The 18,950-nt window shown below is 61.5% G+C and carries 16 protein-coding genes and 3 pseudogenes; all 19 read left to right on the top strand.

Annotation, left to right across the window (positions count from 1 at the left end; genetic code table 11):
- Nucleotides 1-22 precede the first annotated feature (22 nt).
- The 19 genes and pseudogenes from flgE to fleQ all read left to right on the top strand — a co-directional run bounded on the left by flgE (nucleotide 23) and on the right by fleQ (nucleotide 18,770).
- The gene (gene flgE / locus LOY26_RS19305) at nucleotides 23-1,345 is read left to right on the top strand and encodes a flagellar hook protein FlgE (RefSeq protein ID WP_033699514.1); all 1,323 of its coding nucleotides are present in this window, start codon (nucleotides 23-25) and stop codon (nucleotides 1,343-1,345) included.
- Nucleotides 1,346-1,405: 60 nt separating this feature from the next.
- A complete protein-coding gene (locus tag LOY26_RS19300; RefSeq protein WP_077068494.1) occupies nucleotides 1,406-1,597 on the top strand; it encodes a hypothetical protein in 192 nt (63 codons plus the stop codon).
- Nucleotides 1,598-1,755: 158 nt separating this feature from the next.
- Nucleotides 1,756-2,496 carry a flagellar basal body rod protein FlgF gene (locus tag LOY26_RS19295; protein ID WP_033699512.1) on the top strand — a complete coding sequence of 247 codons (741 nt, stop codon included), beginning with the start codon at nucleotides 1,756-1,758 and terminating at the stop codon, nucleotides 2,494-2,496.
- A 46-nt stretch (nucleotides 2,497-2,542) separates the two neighbouring features.
- Nucleotides 2,543-3,328, top strand: coding sequence for a flagellar basal-body rod protein FlgG (gene flgG, locus LOY26_RS19290; protein WP_033699511.1), 786 nt, complete (start codon nucleotides 2,543-2,545; stop codon nucleotides 3,326-3,328).
- Between the two features lie 48 nt (nucleotides 3,329-3,376).
- Entirely contained in the window at nucleotides 3,377-4,072 is a 696-nt protein-coding gene (flgH, locus tag LOY26_RS19285) for a flagellar basal body L-ring protein FlgH (RefSeq protein WP_033699509.1), read from the top strand.
- Nucleotides 4,073-4,084: 12 nt separating this feature from the next.
- Nucleotides 4,085-5,194, top strand: coding sequence for a flagellar basal body P-ring protein FlgI (locus tag LOY26_RS19280; protein ID WP_033700185.1), 1,110 nt, complete (start codon nucleotides 4,085-4,087; stop codon nucleotides 5,192-5,194).
- Nucleotides 5,195-5,203: 9 nt separating this feature from the next.
- On the top strand, nucleotides 5,204-6,358 hold the full coding sequence (flgJ, locus tag LOY26_RS19275) for a flagellar assembly peptidoglycan hydrolase FlgJ (RefSeq protein ID WP_258714002.1): 1,155 nt from the start codon (nucleotides 5,204-5,206) through the stop codon (nucleotides 6,356-6,358).
- A 12-nt stretch (nucleotides 6,359-6,370) separates the two neighbouring features.
- Nucleotides 6,371-8,413, top strand: a complete 2,043-nt coding sequence (flgK, locus tag LOY26_RS19270; RefSeq protein ID WP_258714001.1) for a flagellar hook-associated protein FlgK — start codon at nucleotides 6,371-6,373, stop codon at nucleotides 8,411-8,413.
- Between the two features lie 13 nt (nucleotides 8,414-8,426).
- Entirely contained in the window at nucleotides 8,427-9,989 is a 1,563-nt protein-coding gene (locus tag LOY26_RS19265; protein ID WP_033699504.1) for a flagellar hook-associated protein 3, read from the top strand.
- A 210-nt stretch (nucleotides 9,990-10,199) separates the two neighbouring features.
- Nucleotides 10,200-10,466: pseudogene (locus LOY26_RS19260) on the top strand (MFS transporter); the annotation flags it as partial.
- A gap of 172 nt (nucleotides 10,467-10,638) precedes the next feature.
- Nucleotides 10,639-10,908: pseudogene (locus LOY26_RS19255) on the top strand (MFS transporter); the annotation flags it as partial.
- 172 nt (nucleotides 10,909-11,080) lie between these two features.
- Nucleotides 11,081-11,347: pseudogene (locus LOY26_RS19250) on the top strand (MFS transporter); the annotation flags it as partial.
- Nucleotides 11,348-11,710: 363 nt separating this feature from the next.
- Nucleotides 11,711-12,640 (top strand): ketoacyl-ACP synthase III, encoded by a 930-nt coding sequence (locus LOY26_RS19245; protein WP_258714000.1) that lies wholly within the window; start codon nucleotides 11,711-11,713, stop codon nucleotides 12,638-12,640.
- Nucleotides 12,641-12,945: 305 nt separating this feature from the next.
- Nucleotides 12,946-14,388, top strand: a complete 1,443-nt coding sequence (locus LOY26_RS19240; protein ID WP_033699502.1) for a flagellin — start codon at nucleotides 12,946-12,948, stop codon at nucleotides 14,386-14,388.
- 76 nt (nucleotides 14,389-14,464) lie between these two features.
- Nucleotides 14,465-14,818 carry a flagellar protein FlaG gene (locus LOY26_RS19235; RefSeq protein ID WP_033699500.1) on the top strand — a complete coding sequence of 118 codons (354 nt, stop codon included), beginning with the start codon at nucleotides 14,465-14,467 and terminating at the stop codon, nucleotides 14,816-14,818.
- 83 nt (nucleotides 14,819-14,901) lie between these two features.
- The gene (gene fliD / locus LOY26_RS19230) at nucleotides 14,902-16,287 is read left to right on the top strand and encodes a flagellar filament capping protein FliD (RefSeq protein WP_186656274.1); all 1,386 of its coding nucleotides are present in this window, start codon (nucleotides 14,902-14,904) and stop codon (nucleotides 16,285-16,287) included.
- A 128-nt stretch (nucleotides 16,288-16,415) separates the two neighbouring features.
- Nucleotides 16,416-16,817 (top strand): flagellar export chaperone FliS, encoded by a 402-nt coding sequence (fliS, locus tag LOY26_RS19225; RefSeq protein WP_033699497.1) that lies wholly within the window; start codon nucleotides 16,416-16,418, stop codon nucleotides 16,815-16,817.
- A 15-nt stretch (nucleotides 16,818-16,832) separates the two neighbouring features.
- Complete coding sequence (locus LOY26_RS19220; RefSeq protein WP_186656277.1) at nucleotides 16,833-17,126, top strand: flagellar protein FliT; 294 nt, start codon at nucleotides 16,833-16,835, stop codon at nucleotides 17,124-17,126.
- Nucleotides 17,127-17,294: 168 nt separating this feature from the next.
- Complete coding sequence (gene fleQ, locus LOY26_RS19215; RefSeq protein ID WP_033699493.1) at nucleotides 17,295-18,770, top strand: transcriptional regulator FleQ; 1,476 nt, start codon at nucleotides 17,295-17,297, stop codon at nucleotides 18,768-18,770.
- The last annotated feature ends 180 nt before the right edge of the window (nucleotides 18,771-18,950 follow it).

Genomic DNA, 18,950 nt, shown 5'->3' with positions numbered 1-18,950 from the left:
AACCCAACGACAGGAGTAGCACATGTCTTTCAATATCGGCCTTAGCGGCCTCTATGCAGCAAACAAGGCCCTGAACGTTACCGGCAACAACATTGCCAACGTCGCCACCACTGGCTTCAAATCGTCGCGCGCCGAGTTCGCCGATCAGTATTCCAACTCCATCCGCGGTACCAGCAGCGGCAAGAATGCCATCGGCAGCGGTGTGAAGACTGCCGCTGTTTCGCAGCTATTCACCCCGGGCAACATCAATGCCACTGGCCAAGCGCTGGACTTGGCCATCGATGGCAACGGCTTCTTCGCCCTCAGTGACAATGGCTCGAAGATCTATACCCGTGCCGGCGCGTTCTACAGCGACAAGGAAGGCTATGTGGTCAGCGCGTCGGGCGGCAATCTGCAAGGCTATGCGGTGGATGAAAACGGCAAGGTCATCCAGGGCGTGCTCACCGATCTGCAAATCGATACCTCCAACCTGACGCCGAACCCGACCGGGCGTATTGCCGAAACCGTCAACCTCAACTCCAGCGCCGCCGCGCCGACCGAGACGCCGTTTGACCCGACCAATGTCAAGACCTACAACTTCACGTTCAACACTGATGTTTATGACAGTCAGGGCAATGCGCACCAGCTGAACCAGTACTTCGTCAAAGATGCCGCCAGCAACTCATGGACCATGTACAGCACTGTCGATGGTCGTAATCCGGCTGACCCGACGTCCACCACGGCGCTGGTCAACAAACTGCCATTCAAGACCGACGGCACCCTGGATACTGCCGCGATGACCGCAGGGCCGGTGGCGGGCGGCATGACCATCGCCGCCAACAAGACCTTCACTCTCGACGGGTGGGTTCCAGCACAGAAAAACGCTGCAGGCGCTTGGGCTGCCAATGGTGCTACCGCGCATGACGGCGGGGTTAACTTGGACATGCTCGGCACTACCCAGTACAACGCAGCGTCTGCGGTCACTGCCAAGACACAAGACGGTTTCGCCACGGGTGAGCTGTCCGGCTTGACCGTGGATCAAGGTGGCTTCTTGTTCGCCAACTTCACTAACGGCCAGAACAAAGTGATCGGCCAAGTAGCCATTGCCAACTTCGCCAACTTGCAGGGCCTGACTCCGATCGGCGGCACCAGTTGGAAAGAGTCCTACGCATCGGGTGTGCCGGTCATCGGCGCGCCAGATACCGGCACCCTCGGCCAAATCGCCGGTGGCGCGTTGGAAGACTCCAACGTTGACTTGACCGGCGAGTTGGTCAACCTGATCAAAGCGCAGAGCAATTACCAGGCGAACGCCAAGACCATCTCCACTGAGAGCACCATCATGCAGACCATCATCCAGATGACCTGATGGTGAGCGTTGGGTGGCGGTTGGGTTTGGCACAAACCGTGGCCTGGGCAGGAGTGCGATATGAAAAAGCTGTGGGTTCTAGCCCTTGTGTCTGTGTTGGGAGTTGCTATGGCGGCTTACGCTGCGCCGGCTCCTTTCTATCTCTGGCAAAGTCTTGCCACCGGGCGCTATATGTGCTCGGCGAACAACCCAGGGTCGGGCTGGGCCCGCTTTTCAGGGCCTTACAACAATGCAGGCTGCCGGGACTATTGACGGGCAGCCGGCTACCGTTGGCCTGAATACGCCGACAAACTGACACTTCCCTGACACCGGTGCGTGGAAAGCCCCAATTCAAGGGGCTTTAAAGCTGGTTCGATTATTGCTTGATGCTCGCCAGTGACAGCGCGGCAGGTACGCGCAGAGGAGATGCTGTGGACAAGATGCTTTACGTGGCCATGACCGGCGCCAGCCAGAACGCGCTGGCGCAGAAGGCCCATGCCAACAACCTGGCGAACATTTCCACCAACGGCTTCCAGCGCGACCTGGAACAGGCGCGCTCGATGCCGGTGTTTGGCGACAGCTTTCCGGCGCGCGCCTTTGCCATGACCGAGCGCCCGGCCACTGACTTCAGCGAAGGCCCGATGATCGAGACCGGTCGCGAGCTGGACGTCACCGTGACCGGCAAGGGCTTCATCGCCGTGCAGGCCCCGGACGGCAGCGAAGCCTACGTGCGCACCGGCAGCCTGAACATCGATGCCCTGGGCGTGCTGCGTGCCGGCAACGGCATGCCGGTGATCGGCAACGGTGGCCCGATTGCCATCCCCCCGGAGCAGAAGGTTGAAGTGGGCGCCGACGGCACCATCAGCATCCGCGCCATGGGTGAAGACCCGCGGGTAATGGCCGAGGTCGACCGTATCAAGCTGGTCAACCCCGACACCAAAGGCCTGACCAAGGGCCTGGACGGCATGATCCATACCAGCAATGGCCAACCGGCCGACGCCGACGTCAATGTGCGCGTGGTGTCGGGCTTCCTGGAAGGCAGCAACGTCAACGCCGTCGAGGAAATGACCTCGGTGCTGGCGTTGTCCCGTCAGTTCGAGCTGCACGTCAAGATGATGAACACGGCCAAGGAAGGCGACGAAGCCATGGCGCGTGTTTTGCAAATCGGCTAATCACATTTGAACGGGTGCCGTAAAACAGGCGCACGAGGAGAACAGCATGCTTCCGGCTCTTTGGGTCGCTAAAACCGGCCTGTCCGCCCAGGACACCAACCTGACGGTCATTTCCAACAACCTGGCCAACGTCTCGACCACCGGCTTCAAACGTGATCGCGCCGAGTTCCAGGACCTGCTCTACCAGATCAAGCGTCAGCCTGGCGCCCAGTCGACCCAGGACAGCGAGCTGCCTTCGGGCCTGCAAGTGGGTACCGGTGTGCGCATTGTCGGCACCCAGAAGAACTTCACCGCCGGCAGCCTGCAGACCACCGAAAACCCGCTGGACATGGCGGTCAACGGCCGTGGCTTTTTCCAGATTCTGCAGCCCGATGGCACGGTTTCCTACACCCGTGACGGCACCTTCCACCTGAACTCCGATGGCCAGATCGTCACGGCCAACGGCTTTGCCCTGGAGCCGGCGGTGGTCGTGCCGAACGACGCGCAGACCTTCACCGTCGGCCAGGATGGCACCGTGTCGATCACCACTGCCGGCAACCCGGCGGCCCAGGTCATCGGCAACATCCAGACCGCTGACTTCATCAACCCGACCGGCCTGCAGGCAATCGGCGACAACCTGTTCCTGGAAACCGCCGCCAGCGGTGCGCCGCAAGTCGGTACCCCAGGCCTGAACGGCTTCGGCACCACCCTGCAGCAGACCTTGGAAAACTCCAACGTCAGCACCGTGGAAGAGTTGGTGAACATGATCACCACCCAGCGTGCCTACGAGATGAACTCCAAGGTCATCTCCACCGCCGACCAGATGCTGTCGTTCGTCACCCAGCAGCTGTAACACCCTGAACCTGATCCACGTAGCCCAGTTACACCGTGAGGTAGCGTCATGAATCGTCTGTTGTCCGTCTTCGCCCTGGGGGGGGCGGTGTTGCTGGCAGGTTGCGTCGCGCCGACGCCCAAGCCCAACGACCCGTACTATGCGCCGGTGTTGCCGCGCACCCCGTTGCCGTCGGCGGCCAACAACGGTTCGATCTACCAGGCCGGTTTCGAGCAGAACCTGTACAGCGACCGCAAGGCGTTCCGGGTCGGTGACATCATCACCATCACCCTCAACGAGCGCACCTCGGCCAGCAAGAACGCCGGTTCGCAGATCCAGAAAAACAGCAAGGCCGATATCGGCCTCAGCTCGTTGTTCGGCAGCACACCCAACACCAATAACCCGTTCGGCGGCGGTGACCTTTCGCTGGAGGCCGGCTACAGCGGCGAACGTGCCACCAAGGGCGACAGCAAGGCCACCCAGGGCAACACCCTGACCGGTTCGATCACCGTGACCGTGGCCGAAGTGCTGCCCAACGGCATCATCGCCGTGCGCGGCGAGAAGTGGCTGACCCTGAACACCGGCGAAGAGCTGGTGCGCATTGCCGGCATGATCCGCGCCGACGACATCGCCACCGACAATACCGTGCCGTCCACCCGCGTGGCCGATGCGCGCATCACCTATTCGGGGACTGGCTCGTTTGCCGATGCCAGCCAGCCCGGGTGGCTGGACCGCTTCTTCATCAGCCCGCTTTGGCCTTTCTGAGTACGGATGACCATGTTCAACGTGAGGCAGCTGATTGCCGCAACCCTGCTCCTGTCCTGTGCCTTCGCGGCCCAGGCCGAGCGCTTGAAGGACATCGCCAGCATCTCTGGCGTGCGTTCCAACCAGTTGATCGGCTATGGCCTGGTGGTGGGGCTCAACGGCACGGGTGACCAGACCACCCAGACGCCGTTCACCCTGCAGACCTTCAACAACATGCTGTCGCAGTTCGGCATCAAGGTGCCGGCCGGTTCCGGCAACGTGCAGTTGAAAAACGTCGCGGCGGTGTCGGTGCATGCCGACCTGCCCGCCTTCGCCAAACCCGGCCAGGTGGTGGACATCACCGTTTCGTCGATCGGTAACTCCAAGAGCCTGCGCGGCGGCAGCCTGCTGCTGACCCCGCTCAAGGGTATCGACGGCAACGTCTACGCGATCGCCCAGGGCAACCTGGTGGTCGGCGGCTTCGATGCCGAAGGCCGCGATGGCTCGAAGATCACCGTCAACGTTCCGTCGGCCGGGCGTATCCCGGGCGGCGCCAGCGTCGAGCGGGCCGTGCCGAGCGGGTTCAACCAGGGCAACAGCCTGACCCTGAACCTCAACCGCCCAGACTTCACCACCGCCAAGCGCATCGTCGACAAGGTCAACGAACTGCTCGGCCCGGGCGTCGCCCAGGCCTTGGACGGTGGCTCGGTACGTGTCAGTGCGCCGATGGACCCAAGCCAGCGTGTGGATTACCTGTCGATCCTGGAAAACCTCGAGATCGACCCGGGCCAGGCAGTGGCGAAAGTCATCATCAACTCGCGTACCGGCACCATCGTCATTGGCCAGAACGTCAAGGTGTCGCCAGCCGCGGTGACCCACGGCAGCCTGACTGTGACCATTACCGAAGACCCGATCGTCAGCCAGCCGGGGCCGTTCTCCAATGGCCAGACTGCCGTGGTGCCACGCTCGCGGGTCAACGCCGAGCAGGAAGCCAAGCCGATGTTCAAGTTCGGCCCGGGGACCACGCTGGATGAAATCGTCCGCGCGGTGAACCAGGTTGGCGCGGCGCCCAGCGACCTGATGGCGATCCTCGAAGCCCTGAAACAGGCCGGCGCCTTGCAAGCCGACCTGATCGTGATCTGAGGACGCAGGATGAACAGCAAAAGCCTGGTATCCGGCAGCGTCGACAGCGGCGCCTACACCGACCTCAACCGCCTCAACTCGCTCAAGCACGGCGACCGCGACAGCGAAGCCAACGTGCGCAAGGTGGCCCAGGAGTTCGAATCGCTGTTCATCAGCGAAATGCTCAAGGCCTCGCGCAAGGCCAGCGATGTGCTGGCCGCCGACAACCCGATGAACACCGAGACGGTCAAGCAGTACCGCGACATGTATGACCAGCAGCTGGCGGTGAGCATGTCCCGCGAGGGTGGCGGTATCGGCCTGCAGGACGTGCTGGTGCGCCAGTTGACCAAGAGCAAGAGCACGGCAGGCGCCAGCAGCCCGTTTGCGCGCGGCGAGGGCAGTGGCCCGGCGCTGTGGGGCAACAAGGTGGCTGAGCCGGTGCATGCCACCGAGTCGGGTGCCACCCGCAACGACGTCGCAGCCCTCAATGCGCGGCGCCTGGCGCTGCCGAGCAAGCTCACTGACCGCCTGCTGGCCGGCATCGTGCCGTCGGCCGCGACCAGCAACGGCGCCGCCGTGCCGGCCCGTGACGGCCAGCAAGTGGCCAAGGCCTTTGCCGTGCCGGAAAACGGCCTGCGCATTGTCGGGCGTGCCGTGGCCCAGCCGCCGCTGGCGCCGAGCAAAGCCTTCAGCGACAGCGACACGTTCGTGGCGACCATGCTGCCGATGGCCGAGCAGGCCGCCAAGCGCATCGGTATCGACCCGCGCTATCTGGTGGCCCAGGCGGCGCTGGAAACGGGCTGGGGCAAGTCGGTCATGCGCAACACCGATGGCAGCAGCAGCCACAACCTGTTCGGCATCAAGGCCAGTGGCAACTGGCAGGGCGAGCAGGCGAGGGCGATCACCAGCGAATTCCGTGATGGCCAATTCGTCAAGGAAACGGCGGCGTTCCGCTCGTACGATTCCTACCAGGACAGCTTCCATGACCTGGTGAATCTGTTGCAGGGCAATTCCCGCTATCAAGGTGCGCTGGACGCGGCCGATAACCCTGAGCAGTTTGCAAGAGAGCTGCAAAAGGCAGGTTATGCGACTGACCCGGGCTATGCGAAGAAGATCATCAGCATCGCCCAGCAAATGCAAGCAACCCCTCAATACGCCATGGCTGGCAGAACCACGAATCTATAAAAGGACTAAATCATGTCGAGCCTGATTTCGATCGGCCTGAGTGGCCTGAGTGCCAGCCAGGCGGCATTGTCGGTTACCAGTAACAACATCGCCAACGCCGCCACCAGTGGCTATTCGCGCCAGCAGACGATCCAGGCCGCAGGGGCCTCGCATAACATCGGCGCGGGCTTTCTCGGTACCGGTACTACGCTGTCGGACGTGCGCCGTATCTACAGCGCTTACCTGGACAACCAGCTGCAGACCGCCACCTCGCTGCAGGCCGACTCGGTCGCGTTCCAGGACCAGATCACTAGCGTCGACAAGCTGCTGGCTGACCGCGACACCGGTATCAGTTCGGTCCTTACCGCGTTCTTCTCGGCCTTGCAGACGGCGGCGGCCAAGCCCGGCGACGTTGCTTCGCGGCAGTTGCTGCTGACCCAGGCGCAGACCTTGAGCAACCGCTTCAACGCGGTGTCCAACCAGCTCACCCAGCAGAACGAAACGATCAACTCGCAGCTCGATACCATGGCGGGTCAGGTCAACAAGCTCACGGCCAACATCGCCGAGTACAACAAGCAGATCTCTGCAGCGACGGCCACCGGCAATACCCCCAACAGCCTGCTGGATGCGCGCAGCGAAGCGGTTCGCCAGCTCAACGAGCTGGTCGGCGTGACCGTGCAGGAGCGCGACGGCAACTACGACGTCTACCTGGGCAGCGGCCAGTCGCTGGTCACCGGCAACAAGGCCAACACCCTGTCGGTGCAGCCGGGTGTTGCCGACAAGAGCCAGGCCAGCCTGCGTATCAACTATGAGTCGTTCAGCTCTGACGTGACCTCGGTGGTGAGCGGTGGCGCGATCGGCGGCCTGCTTCGCTACCGTCAGGACGTGCTGACGCCGTCGATGAACGAGCTCGGCCGCGTCGCCCTGGTAGTGGCTGACAGCATCAACAGCCAGCTGGGCCAGGGCCTGGATGCCAATGGCCAGTTCGGCAGTTCGCTGTTCTCCAGCATCAACAGCGCTACCGCCATCGCCCAGCGCAGCCTGGCGTCGTCGAACAACAGTGCAGGGTCTGGCAACCTGAATGTGAGCATTGCCGACAGTGGCGCGCTGACCACCTACGACTACGAGGTGAAGTTCACCAGCGCCAACCAGTACAGCGTGCGCCGCTCCGACGGCACCGACATGGGCAGCTTCGACCTCAATGCCGACCCGGCACCGGTGATCGACGGCTTCAGCCTGGCGCTGAAAGGCGGTGGCCTGGCGGCAGGCGACAGCTTCAAGTTAATCCCCACCCGTGCGGCGGCAGGCGGCATCACCACTGCCCTGACCGATGCCAACAAGTTGGCGTTCGCCGGGCCGGTCAGCGCCGCAGCGGGTAGCGGCAACAGCGGCACCGGCACCATCACCCAGCCTACCCTGGGCGAATCGCTGGACATCTACGGCGGTGCCGATACCGCGTTGATCCAGCAGTCGATTCGCAACTCGATGCCGGTCCGCGTGGTGTTCGACGCCGCCAACGGTGGCTCCCAGGGCTACAAGCTGTTCGATGCCAAGGGCACTCAGATCGGCACCGGCAGCGTGGTGCCTGGCCAGGACAACAAACTGGCCGTGGCCGTACCCATGCTCGATGCGGCGGGTAATCCAATCCTCGATGGCAGCGGCAACCCGCGCACCTTCAGTGTCGAAACCACGATCGGCGGCAGCCCGGCGGCGAATGACAGCTTTACCCTGTCGTTCAATGCCGACGGCAAGGCAGACAACCGCAATGCCACGGCGCTGCTCGACCTGCAGACCAAGTCGACGGTGAACACCGGGTCTGGTGGCGGCACCAGCTTCACCTCGGCCTATGCCTCGCTGGTCGAGCGCGTGGGCGCCAAGGCCAGCCAGGCTGCCATCGACACCACCGCGACCGAGGCGGTCATCAAGTCCGCCAGCGAGAGCCGCAGCGCGGTTTCCGGGGTCAACCTCGATGACGAGGCGGCGAGCCTTGTGAAGTTCCAGCATTACTACACGGCGTCGTCGCAGATCATCAAGGCGGCGCAAGAAACCTTCAGCACCCTGATCAATGCTTTGTAAGGAGTAGACTCTCGTGCGTATTTCCACTGCTCAGTTCTACGAGTCCAGCGCCACTAGCTACTCCAAGAATTTCTCTGGCATGAACAAGACCAACGACCAGGTCACCTCGGGTATCCGTATCCAGACGGCGGCCGATGACCCGGTCGGCGCAGCGCGCCTGCTGCTGCTGCAACAACAGCAGGCATTGCTGGACCAGTATGGCGGCAACATCAATACGGTGAGCAATGCCCTGCTGCAGGAGGAGAGCGTGCTCTCCACCGTCAACGACGCCATGCAGCGCGCCAGTGAACTGGCGATCCGTGCGGGTGGGCCTGGGGTCACCGACTCCGACCGCGTGGCCATCAGCACCGAGCTCAAAGAGATCGAAGCCAACATCTTCGGCCTGCTGAACTCGCGCGATGCCAATGGCGACTACATGTTCGGCGGCTCCAAGAGCACTTCGCCACCCTATGTGCGCAACTCCGACGGCACCTACAGCTACCACGGTGACCAGACCCAACTGAGCCTGCAGGTGTCCGACACCCTGAACCTGGCGACCAACGATACCGGCTTCAGCGTATTCGACTCGGCCAGCAACAAGAGCCGCACCCAGTCGACGCTCTTGGTGCCGGCCACCGACGATGGCGTGGTCGGGGTGTCGCCAGGCTTGATGACCTCGAGCAGCAGCTATAACAACAACTTCACTGCAGGCCAGCCCTACAAGCTGACCTTCACCAGTGCGACCCAGTACGTGATCACCGACAGCACTGGCCGCGATATCACCGCTGAAACCGCCACCAACGGTCACTTCGACAGCAACACCGAAGGCGCCAACCGCATCGCCTTGCGTGGCGTCGAGTTCGAAATCACGGTCACGCTGGAAGAGGGCGCCGATGCCGACGCTTCGGTGGCGGGGCGCGAGTTTTCCCTGGCGGCGCGGCCGGATTCGTTCAACACCACCCGCAGCGCCGGCAACACTTCCAGCGCCCAGGTCACCAGCAGCACCGTAAGCGACGAGGCGGCCTACCGCAGCACGTTCCCCAGTAACGGTGCGGTGATCAAGTTCACCGGGCCCGGCAGCTACGAGTTCTACGCGCAGCCATTGACGGCTGACAGCAAGCCTGTGGCTACCGGTACGTTCACGGCGCCAGCCTTGACGGTGGCGGGTGTGACCTACCAGGTATCCGGTTCGCCGGAGGCGGGTGACCAGTTTGCCGTTACCGCCAACACTCACCAGAACCAGAACGTACTGGAAACCCTCAGCCAGCTGCGCGCTGCGCTGGATACGCCGGTCACGGGCACAGGCCAGGCCAACTCGCTGAAGGATGCCGCGGCTTCGGCCATCGCCAACCTGGCCAGCGCCCGTGAGCAGGTCGATGTCACCCGGGGTTCGATCGGTGCCCGTGGCAACTCGCTGGAGATCCAGCGCCAGGAGAACACCAGCCTGGGCTTGGCCAACAAGACCACCCAGAACGCCATCGGCAACACAGACATGTCGCAGGCTGCGATTACGCTGACCTTGCAGCAAGCCATGCTCGAAGCTTCGCAGCTGGCTTTCTCGCGCATTTCCCAGTTGAGCCTGTTCAACAAGCTCTGATCCGCTGCTGCCCCTACAGGCTCGCACAATCCTTGTAGGAGCGGCCTTGCGTCGCGAAAGGGCTGCGTAGCGGCCCCGACGATTTTTGCTGCGCCACAGAACCTGGGGCCGCTGCGCAGCCCTTTCGCGACGCAAGGCCGCTCCTACAAACGGCCACTCAGCGGCCCAGGGGCAACGCCACGCCAATCACGGCGAACAAAGTCCCGCAGCATGCTGGCGCCGGTGGCGCTGCTGATCGGGCTGACTTCGCCTGGCCTCAGCGTGATCGGCCTGGCGCTGACAGGCGTGCTGTTGGACTTCGCGGTACAGATGAACGCGGTGTACATGACCAGCATCTTTCTGGGCGGGGCGTTGGGCTCGGCGGTGGCCAGTGCGCTGTTTGCCGAGTTCGGCTGGCAGGGGATAGCGCTGGTGGGCGCCGGGTTGCCCGGGGTGGCGCTGATCGTGTTCCTCATCCAGGCCCGGCGGGGTTTGTAGGAGCGGCCTTGCGTCGCGAAAGGGCTGCGTAGCGGCCCCGACGATTTTTGCTGCGCCACAGAACCTGGGGCCGCTGCGCAGCCCATTCGCGACGCAAGGCCGCTCCTACAAACGGCCACTCAGCGGCCCAGGGGCAACGCCACGCCAATCACGGCGAACAAAGTCCCGCAGCATGCTGGCGCCGGTGGCGCTGCTGATCGGGCTGACTTCGCCTGGCTTCAGCGTGATCGGACTGGCGCTGACAGGCGTGCTGTTGGACTTCGCGGTACAGATGAATGCGGTGTACATGACCAGCATCTTTCTGGGTGGGGCGTTGGGCTCGGCGGTGGCCAGTGCGCTGTTTGCCGAGTTCGGCTGGCAGGGGGTAGTAGCGCTGGTGGGCGCCGGGTTGCCCGGGGTGGCGCTGATCGTGTTCCTCATCCAGGCCCGGCGGGGTTTGTAGGAGCGGCCTTGCGTCGCGAAAGGGCTGCGTAGCGGCCCCGACGATTTTTGCTGCGCCACAGAACCTGGGGCCGCTGCGCAGCCCATTCGCGACGCAAGGCCGCTCCTACAAACGGCCACTCAGCGGCCCAGGGGCAACGCCACGCCAATCACGGCGAACAAAGTCCCGCAGCATGCTGGCGCCGGTGGCGCTGCTGATCGGGCTGACTTCGCCTGGCCTCAGCGTGATCGGCCTGGCGCTGACAGGTATGCTGTTGGACTTCGCGGTACAGATGAACGCGGTGTACATGGCCAGCATCTTTCTGGGCGGGGCGTTGGGCTCGGCGATGGCCAGTGCGCTGTTTGCCGAGTTCGGCTGGCAGGGGGTAGCGCTGGTGGGCGCCGGGTTGCCCGGGGTGGCGCTGATCGTGTTCCTCATCCAGGCCCCGCGGGGTTTGTAGGAGCGGCCTTGCGTCGCGAAAGGGGCGCGTAGCGGCCCCAGGTTCTGTGGCGCAGCAAAAATCGCCGGGGCCGCTACGCAGCCCATTCGCGACGCAAGGCCGCTCCTACGGGGATCTGTGCCTGCCTGGTCACTCCTCGAATTCCTCAGTCTCCACGCCCGGCGCACGGCTTTCGTAGCATTTCAATGTGACCAATGAGTCAAAACGCTCATCTTCCCTGTATTCTATGCAGCAGCTGTTGCAGCATTTTGTTACCGGTGCGCAGGCGAGCTCTGCTTTCAACCCTTGGCGGTGACGCTCCGGTATTTGGCGCCCTCAATTCATCGAGTGGTGGTCTTTGGCTGTTTTCATTGGGAAGCCAGAATGATTGGCATCAAAAGCATCGCGAGTTACGTGCCCACCGCTGGCCTGGACAACTATGTCCAGGGTGCGAAGTTCGGCAAGGACGAAGAGTTCATGTTCGGCAAGATCGGCGCGTCGTTCTTGCCGCGCAAGGCCGAAGAGCAGGAAACCTCCGACCTGTGCGTAGAGGCCGCCCAGGCCCTGTTCGCCAGCAACCCTGACCTTGATCCGCAGTCGATCGATGCGCTGATCGTGGTCACGCAGAATGGTGATGAAGAAGGCCTGCCGCACACCGCTGCCATCGTCCAGAGCAAACTTGGCCTGTCTACCCGCGTGGCGGCGTTCGACGTGTCGCTGGGCTGCTCCGGCTACGTGTATGGCCTGTACGCTATCAAGGGCTTCATGGAAGCGGCAGGGCTGAAGAGCGGCTTGCTGATCACCGCCGACCCGTATTCGAAGATCGTCGACCCGGAAGACCGCAACACCACCATGCTGTTCGGTGATGCCGCCACGGCCACCTGGATGGGTGAAAACGCGGTGTGGAACTTGGGTCAAGCGCGTTTCGGTACTGACGGCTCCGGTGCCGAGCACCTTAAAGTCACTGACGGCAAGTTCTTCATGAACGGCCGCCAGGTGTTCAACTTTGCCTTGGTCAAGGTGCCGGCGCACCTGCACGAACTGCTGGATGCCAGTGGCCTGACGTCGGCGGATATCGACGCCTTCTGTATTCACCAGGGCAGTGCGGCGATTGTCGATGCCGTGGCCCGGCGCTTCGAAGAGCAACACCCGGAGAAGTTCGTCAAGGACATGCTGGAAACCGGCAACACCGTGTCGTCCAGCGTGCCGCTGCTGTTGCAGAAGCACATGCTTGACGGCAGCTGGAAGCGTGTGGCGATCAGCGGCTTTGGTGTGGGCTTGTCGTGGGGTTCGGCCATCCTGTATCGCGACTGATTGCTCGCAGACCCCAAAAAAGCGCCCGGCGGCCACCGCCTGGCGCTTTTTTTATGCCTGCAGAAAAACCGCTCTCGTGGTGGTGCTGCAAGCCGTTATCTGGGGCATTTCATAAGGTTTTTGACGCCAATAAAATGCCCTTAAGCCCTTGATTTTCCGAGGGTGGCCGCTTGCCAGTATTTTTTTTTCGAAAAAGCCCTCAAGCAACCCGCGCACCCGACGATAACTATTACGAAGGTTCTCTAGGCCAAGCCGGCGGTTGCCAAGGCCGGAAGCCGCAGTACCCATCCAACGAGGATTTCGTCATGGCTTTAACTGTAAACACCAACATTGCGTCGATCACTACTCAGGGCAACCTGACCAAGGCGAGCAACGCTCAGACCACTTCGATGCAGCGTCTGTCCTCGGGTCTGCGTATCAACAGCGCTAAAGACGACGCTGCTGGCCTGCAGATCGCCAACCGTCTGACCAGCCAGATCAATGGCCTGGGCCAGGCTGTGAAGAACGCCAACGACGGTATCTCGATCGCCCAGACCGCTGAAGGTGCGATGCAGGCTTCGACCGACATCCTGCAAAAAATGCGTACCCTGGCTCTGTCCTCGGCTACTGGCTCCCTGAGCGCTGACGACCGTAAGTCGAACAACGACGAATACCAGGCCCTGACCGCTGAGCTGAACCGTATCTCGGAAACCACCACCTTCGGTGGCCAGAAGCTGCTGGACGGTTCGTACGGCACCAAGGCCATCCAGGTCGGCGCCAACGCCAACGAAACCATCAACCTGGCCCTGGACAACGTTTCCGCCAAGAGCATCGGCTCGCAGCAGATCAAGTCGGGCACTATCTCGCCAAGCGCCAGCGGCGTCGCCGCAGCCGATCTGGTTGTCACTGGCAACGGTCAGAGCAAAACCGTCAGCTACGATGCCGGCTCCTCGGCCAAAGACATCGCTGCCAAACTCAATGGCTCGATCGGTGGCCTGACTGCTACTGCCAGCACCGAAGTCAAACTGGCTGTTGCCAGTGGCGCTGCAGCTACTCCAGCCAACTTCGACCTGACTGTAGGCGGTAGCACCGTCAGCTTCATCGGTGTTAAGGACACCGCAAGCCTGGCTGATCAGTTGAAGTCCAACGCCGCCAAGCTGGGTATCAGCGTCAACTATGACGAATCGACCAAGAGCCTGTCGGTCAAGTCGGACACTGGCGAGAACCTGGCCTTCACCTCCAAAGCTGGCGCAGACGCCATCTCGGTGGGTGCACGCAACGGCAGCGGTGATTTCCCAGGTACTCTGACCACGCTTTCCGCTACCCTTAACGACAAATCGACTATCACTGGCCAGATTTCTCTGGACTCCGCCAAAGGTTACTCGGTCGCTGACGGTGCAACCGGTACGGGTGCTACTGACCTGTTCGGCGCGGCGTCCAAGTCCTCGGATAAAACCACCATCGCTGATACCGATGTTACCGACGCCGTCAACGCCCAGAACGCTCTGGCCGTCATCGACAAGGCCATTGGTTCGATCGACAGCGTCCGTTCGGGCCTGGGTGCTACCCAGAACCGTCTGCAAACCACCGTCGATAACCTGCAGAACATCCAGAAGAACTCCACCGCTGCCCGCTCCACCGTGCAGGACGTGGACTTCGCTTCGGAAACTGCCGAGCTGACCAAACAGCAGACCCTGCAGCAGGCTTCGACTGCGATCCTGTCGCAGGCTAACCAGCTGCCATCTTCGGTCCTGAAACTGCTTCAGTAATTCAGGCGCCTGAGTAAAGGGTGAAAGGGCGCGTTTACGTGCCCTTTCACCCTTTTTGGCATGAGGAGTTCGAAACATGGACATGAATGTCAAGCTGAGCCAGGTGTACCCGTCTGTGTTACCCCAGGCGCCAGTCGCTGACCGGGACCCGGTAGTGCCTGCCAAAGTGCAGGAGGCTGCTGCTGCCCCCGACAGTCAGCCGCACTCGCGCGAAGACCTGGAGAAGGCGGTTGGCGAGATTCGTGATTTCGTCCAGTCGAGCCAGCGTCAGCTGGACTTTTCCATTGATGATTCCACGGGGCAGGTTGTGGTCAAGGTGATCGCCACCCAATCAGGTGAAGTGATTCGCCAGCTCCCGTCGGAAACAGCGCTGAAGCTTGCACAAAGCCTCAGTGAAGCCGGCAGCCTGCTGTTCACTGATCAGGCATAGGCTGGCATGATTTTTGTTGCTGTTATCTATTTGATGGATTTATCCGCCAAGGATCCGGCAGCTACTGAACAAGGAGAGCAATGATGGCAGGTACAACAGTCAGCGGTATTGGCTCGGGCATTGATACCCAGGCGATTGTCGATTCCCTGGTAGCCGCGCAGAAGGCGCCGAAGCAGGCGCAGATCAATACCCAAACGCTGAAGGCAACCACCACGTTGTCCTCTATCGGCAAGATTCAGTCGGCCCTGGATGCCTTCCGCGGCGCCTTGACCAACATGACCGACACCAACAGCTTCGGCGGTTTGAGCCTGAAGTCTTCGGATGAGAAGGTCGCGACCGTCACCATGGGTACCGGTGCTGCCAACGGTTCGTTCAAGTTGATTGTCGACAAGTTGGCGACTGCTTCGAAGATCTCGACCAAGGTCTATGCGAACGGCGCGGGCTCGGTAGTCAATGCCGGTAGCACCCCGACCACCTTGACCATTCGTCAGAATGACAAGAACTACGATCTGAGTGTTCCAGCCGGCGCAACACTGCAGCAGGTGCGCGATAACATCAACAGCCAGTTCGGCGTGGCGGGCCTCAGCGCCAACGTGCTGACGGATGCCAATGGCTCGCGTTTGATCATCACCTCGACCAAGATGGGTGAAGGTTCCGACATTACGCTGCTGGGCGATTCAGGCATCGATACGGGCTATACCGTTGTCGATGAGCCGGCGGACGCTGAGTACACGCTCGACGGCATTGCCATGAAGTCCAAGACCAATGACATTACCGATGCCGTCAGTGGTCTGAACATCAAGCTGATCGGTACTTCACCGAAAAACGCTACCAGTGGCGAAGTGACCGCTACCATCCTTTCGCTGAGTACCAGTTCCGCGACGTTGAAGTCGGGCCTCAAGGGTTTCATCGATACCTACAACGCCTTGCTCAATGTGATGAACGCAGAAACCAAGGTCACCAAGAATGCCAACGGCACCATGACCGCTGCCGCGCTGACCGGTGATGCCGCGATGCGCACGTTGATGTCCTCCATTCGTGAAGAGCTCAATGCGGTGTCGGGCAATGGCACCTTGAAATCGCTTGCGGCCTTCGGTGTCACCTCGGCCCAGGATGGCGGTGCGCTGAGCCTGGACGACAAGAAATGGGACAAGGTTGCCTCGACCAATGCGGCAGACCTGACCAGTATTTTCAATGGCAAGGACGGCTTGCTGGCGCGCCTGCAGAAGGTCACCGAGCCATTCGCCAAAGCCGCCACCGGCTCCCTCGCCGAGCGCTCCAAGACCCTGAGCGAGAGCCTGACCAAGCTCAAGAGCGAGCAGGACTCGCTGGATGCTCGTATGGAAGCCCTGCAGAAAAGCCTGCAAGACAAGTACAACAACATGGATACCCTGGTCACTCAGTTGCGTCAGCAGCAGAACTCGGTGCTGAGTACCCTCAACGCACTGAACAAATCGAGCGACGATTGATCAGTGGGCGGTGCGTGAAGCCCGGGCGTGACGCCCGGCTTCATGTCATCGGCCGGTAAAGTTTTCCGCCTTTTGCCCGATACAGGGAATATCACCCCCCTTTAGCCTGCCCGTCACGAGGTCGCAAGATGAATCCCATGAGAGCCCTTCGTCAGTACCAGAAGGTCAATTCCCATGCCCAGATTTCCGAAGCCACGCCGCATCGCCTGGTGCAGATGCTGATGGAGGGTGGCCTTGATCGCATGGCGCAAGCCAAGGGTGCAATGGCCCGTGGCGACATCGCGGAAAAGGGGCTGATGCTCGGCAAGGCGATCGACATCATCATCGGCCTGCGCGATGGGTTGTTGCCTGAAAAGAGCGAAAACCCGGAGTACGTCGAAAAGCTCGACGCCCTTTACGTCTATATGACCAACCGCTTGATGCAGGCCAACGTCGACAACGATGCCGGCATTATCGACGAAGTTGCCCAGCTGCTGATTACCGTGAAAAGCGGTTGGGACGGCATCGCCGACGCCCAGCCCGCCAGCTGACGGAAGGAGATTACCGTGACCGCACTGCAACGCCTCGATGACACCTGTGATGCCCTGATCGGCGCCTTGGGTGAGCGTGACTGGGATGCCATTGCCAAGCTGGATGTGGCGTGCCGCGCGTGCATCGACGAGGTACTGGAAACCCACGCGATGGACCAGACGTTGCTGCGCGGAAAGCTGGAAGGGGTGCTGCGGGTCTACCGCAACCTGATCGATGTGACAACCGGTGAACGCCAGGCAATTGCCGAAGAGATGATGCAGATCAACCAAGCGAAAAATGCTTCGAAGGTTTATCATCTGTTCAGTTAATATGCGCACAACTGAATAAAAGGCGCCATAAATTTGACTGTTTGGGCCTTTTTGACTTTACTAGTGGCTGTTTTCGAATTTCAGACGTCCGAACACTGACCATTCAGTCGGAATGATGTCGAGCATGCCCTTGCAGGGCGCCGATATGACTAGGGAAGTTGCTATTGCATGTGGCGTGAAACCAAGATTCTGCTGATCGATGACGACAGTGCGCGCCGCCGCGACCTTGCGGTGGTGCTGAACTTTCTCGGCGAAGAGAACCTCGCTTGCTCAAGCCAGGACTGGCAACAGGCGGTCGAGACGTTGTCCTCGAGTCGTGAAGTGCTGTGCGTGCTCATCGGCGCTGTAAACGCTCCGGGCAATCTCCTAGGGCTCGTTAAGACAGTGGCGGGTTGGGATGAGTTCCTTCCTGTTCTGCTTTTAGGTGAAATTTCTTCTGCCGAGCTCCCGGAAGACCTTCGTCGCCGGGTACTGTCCAACCTGGAAATGCCACCAAGCTACAGCCAGCTGCTGGATTCGCTGCACCGTGCCCAGGTCTATCGCGAGATGTACGACCAGGCCCGCGAGCGTGGCCGCCAGCGCGAACCCAACCTGTTCCGCAGCCTGGTCGGCACCAGCCGTGCCATCCAACACGTGCGGCAGATGATGCAGCAAGTGGCCGATACCGACGCCAGCGTGCTGATTCTGGGTGAGTCCGGCACCGGCAAGGAAGTGGTGGCGCGCAACCTGCACTACCACTCCAAGCGCCGCGAAGCGCCGTTCGTGCCGGTCAACTGCGGCGCGATCCCGGCCGAGCTGCTCGAAAGCGAACTGTTCGGCCACGAGAAGGGCGCCTTTACCGGGGCGATCACCAGCCGTGCCGGGCGTTTCGAACTGGCCAACGGCGGTACCCTGTTCCTCGACGAAATTGGCGACATGCCGTTGCCGATGCAAGTCAAGCTGCTGCGTGTGCTGCAGGAGCGTACGTTCGAGCGCGTGGGTAGCAACAAGACCCAGAGTATCGACGTACGCATCATCGCTGCGACGCACAAGAACCTCGAGAGCATGATCGAGGACGGCACCTTCCGCGAAGACCTGTACTACCGGTTGAACGTGTTCCCTATCGAGATGGCGCCGCTGCGTGAGCGGGTAGAAGACATCCCGTTGCTGATGAACGAGCTGATTTCGCGCATGGAGCACGAAAAGCGCGGCTCGATCCGCTTCAATTCGGCTTCGATCATGTCGTTGTGCCGCCACGGCTGGCCGGGCAATGTGCGCGAGTTGGCCAACCTGGTCGAGCGCATGGCGATCATGCACCCGTACGGGGTGATTGGCGTGTCCGAGCTGCCGAAAAAATTCCGCTACGTCGATGACGAAGACGAGCAGATGGTCGACAGCCTGCGCAGTGACCTGGAAGAGCGCGTGGCAATCAATGGCCACGCGCCGAACTTCAGCAACCCTGCGATGCTGCCGCCTGAAGGGCTGGACCTGAAGGACTACCTCGGTAGCCTGGAGCAGGGTCTGATTCAACAGGCGTTGGACGACGCCAACGGTATCGTTGCGCGCGCGGCTGAACGTTTGCGCATTCGCCGTACCACGCTGGTGGAGAAAATGCGCAAGTACGGCATGAGCCGCCAGGGCGGCGAGGACCAGGCGGAGGATTGACGCCTGGGCCGGGGTTTTCGCCTCGGTTTTTCTGTCGCCCATTAGTTGAGCGCCGCCCATGCGACGCTCGATTTCCTCCCTGTCACACATCCCAAGCCCTGCCTCGATTCCCTTCGCCTATAAAACCGATTCCGCAGCGAATGCCAGCATAAAGCAGGCATGCGTTTTGCTTTGCATAGC

The sequence above is a fragment of the Pseudomonas sp. B21-047 genome (genome assembly GCF_024748775.1).
Classification (GTDB): Bacteria; Pseudomonadota; Gammaproteobacteria; order Pseudomonadales; family Pseudomonadaceae; genus Aquipseudomonas; species Aquipseudomonas capeferrum.
This window is presented reverse-complemented; position numbering and strand designations above follow the sequence as displayed.

Coding starts and splice junctions, on each gene's coding strand:
- flgE (WP_033699514.1), top strand. CDS start 23: ATGTCTTTCAATATCGGCCTTAGCGGCCTCTATGCAGCAAACAAGGCC.
- LOY26_RS19300 (WP_077068494.1), top strand. CDS start 1,406: ATGAAAAAGCTGTGGGTTCTAGCCCTTGTGTCTGTGTTGGGAGTTGCT.
- flgG (WP_033699511.1), top strand. CDS start 2,543: ATGCTTCCGGCTCTTTGGGTCGCTAAAACCGGCCTGTCCGCCCAGGAC.
- flgH (WP_033699509.1), top strand. CDS start 3,377: ATGAATCGTCTGTTGTCCGTCTTCGCCCTGGGGGGGGCGGTGTTGCTG.
- LOY26_RS19280 (WP_033700185.1), top strand. CDS start 4,085: ATGTTCAACGTGAGGCAGCTGATTGCCGCAACCCTGCTCCTGTCCTGT.
- flgJ (WP_258714002.1), top strand. CDS start 5,204: ATGAACAGCAAAAGCCTGGTATCCGGCAGCGTCGACAGCGGCGCCTAC.
- flgK (WP_258714001.1), top strand. CDS start 6,371: ATGTCGAGCCTGATTTCGATCGGCCTGAGTGGCCTGAGTGCCAGCCAG.
- LOY26_RS19245 (WP_258714000.1), top strand. CDS start 11,711: ATGATTGGCATCAAAAGCATCGCGAGTTACGTGCCCACCGCTGGCCTG.
- LOY26_RS19240 (WP_033699502.1), top strand. CDS start 12,946: ATGGCTTTAACTGTAAACACCAACATTGCGTCGATCACTACTCAGGGC.
- LOY26_RS19235 (WP_033699500.1), top strand. CDS start 14,465: ATGGACATGAATGTCAAGCTGAGCCAGGTGTACCCGTCTGTGTTACCC.
- fliD (WP_186656274.1), top strand. CDS start 14,902: ATGGCAGGTACAACAGTCAGCGGTATTGGCTCGGGCATTGATACCCAG.
- fliS (WP_033699497.1), top strand. CDS start 16,416: ATGAATCCCATGAGAGCCCTTCGTCAGTACCAGAAGGTCAATTCCCAT.
- fleQ (WP_033699493.1), top strand. CDS start 17,295: ATGTGGCGTGAAACCAAGATTCTGCTGATCGATGACGACAGTGCGCGC.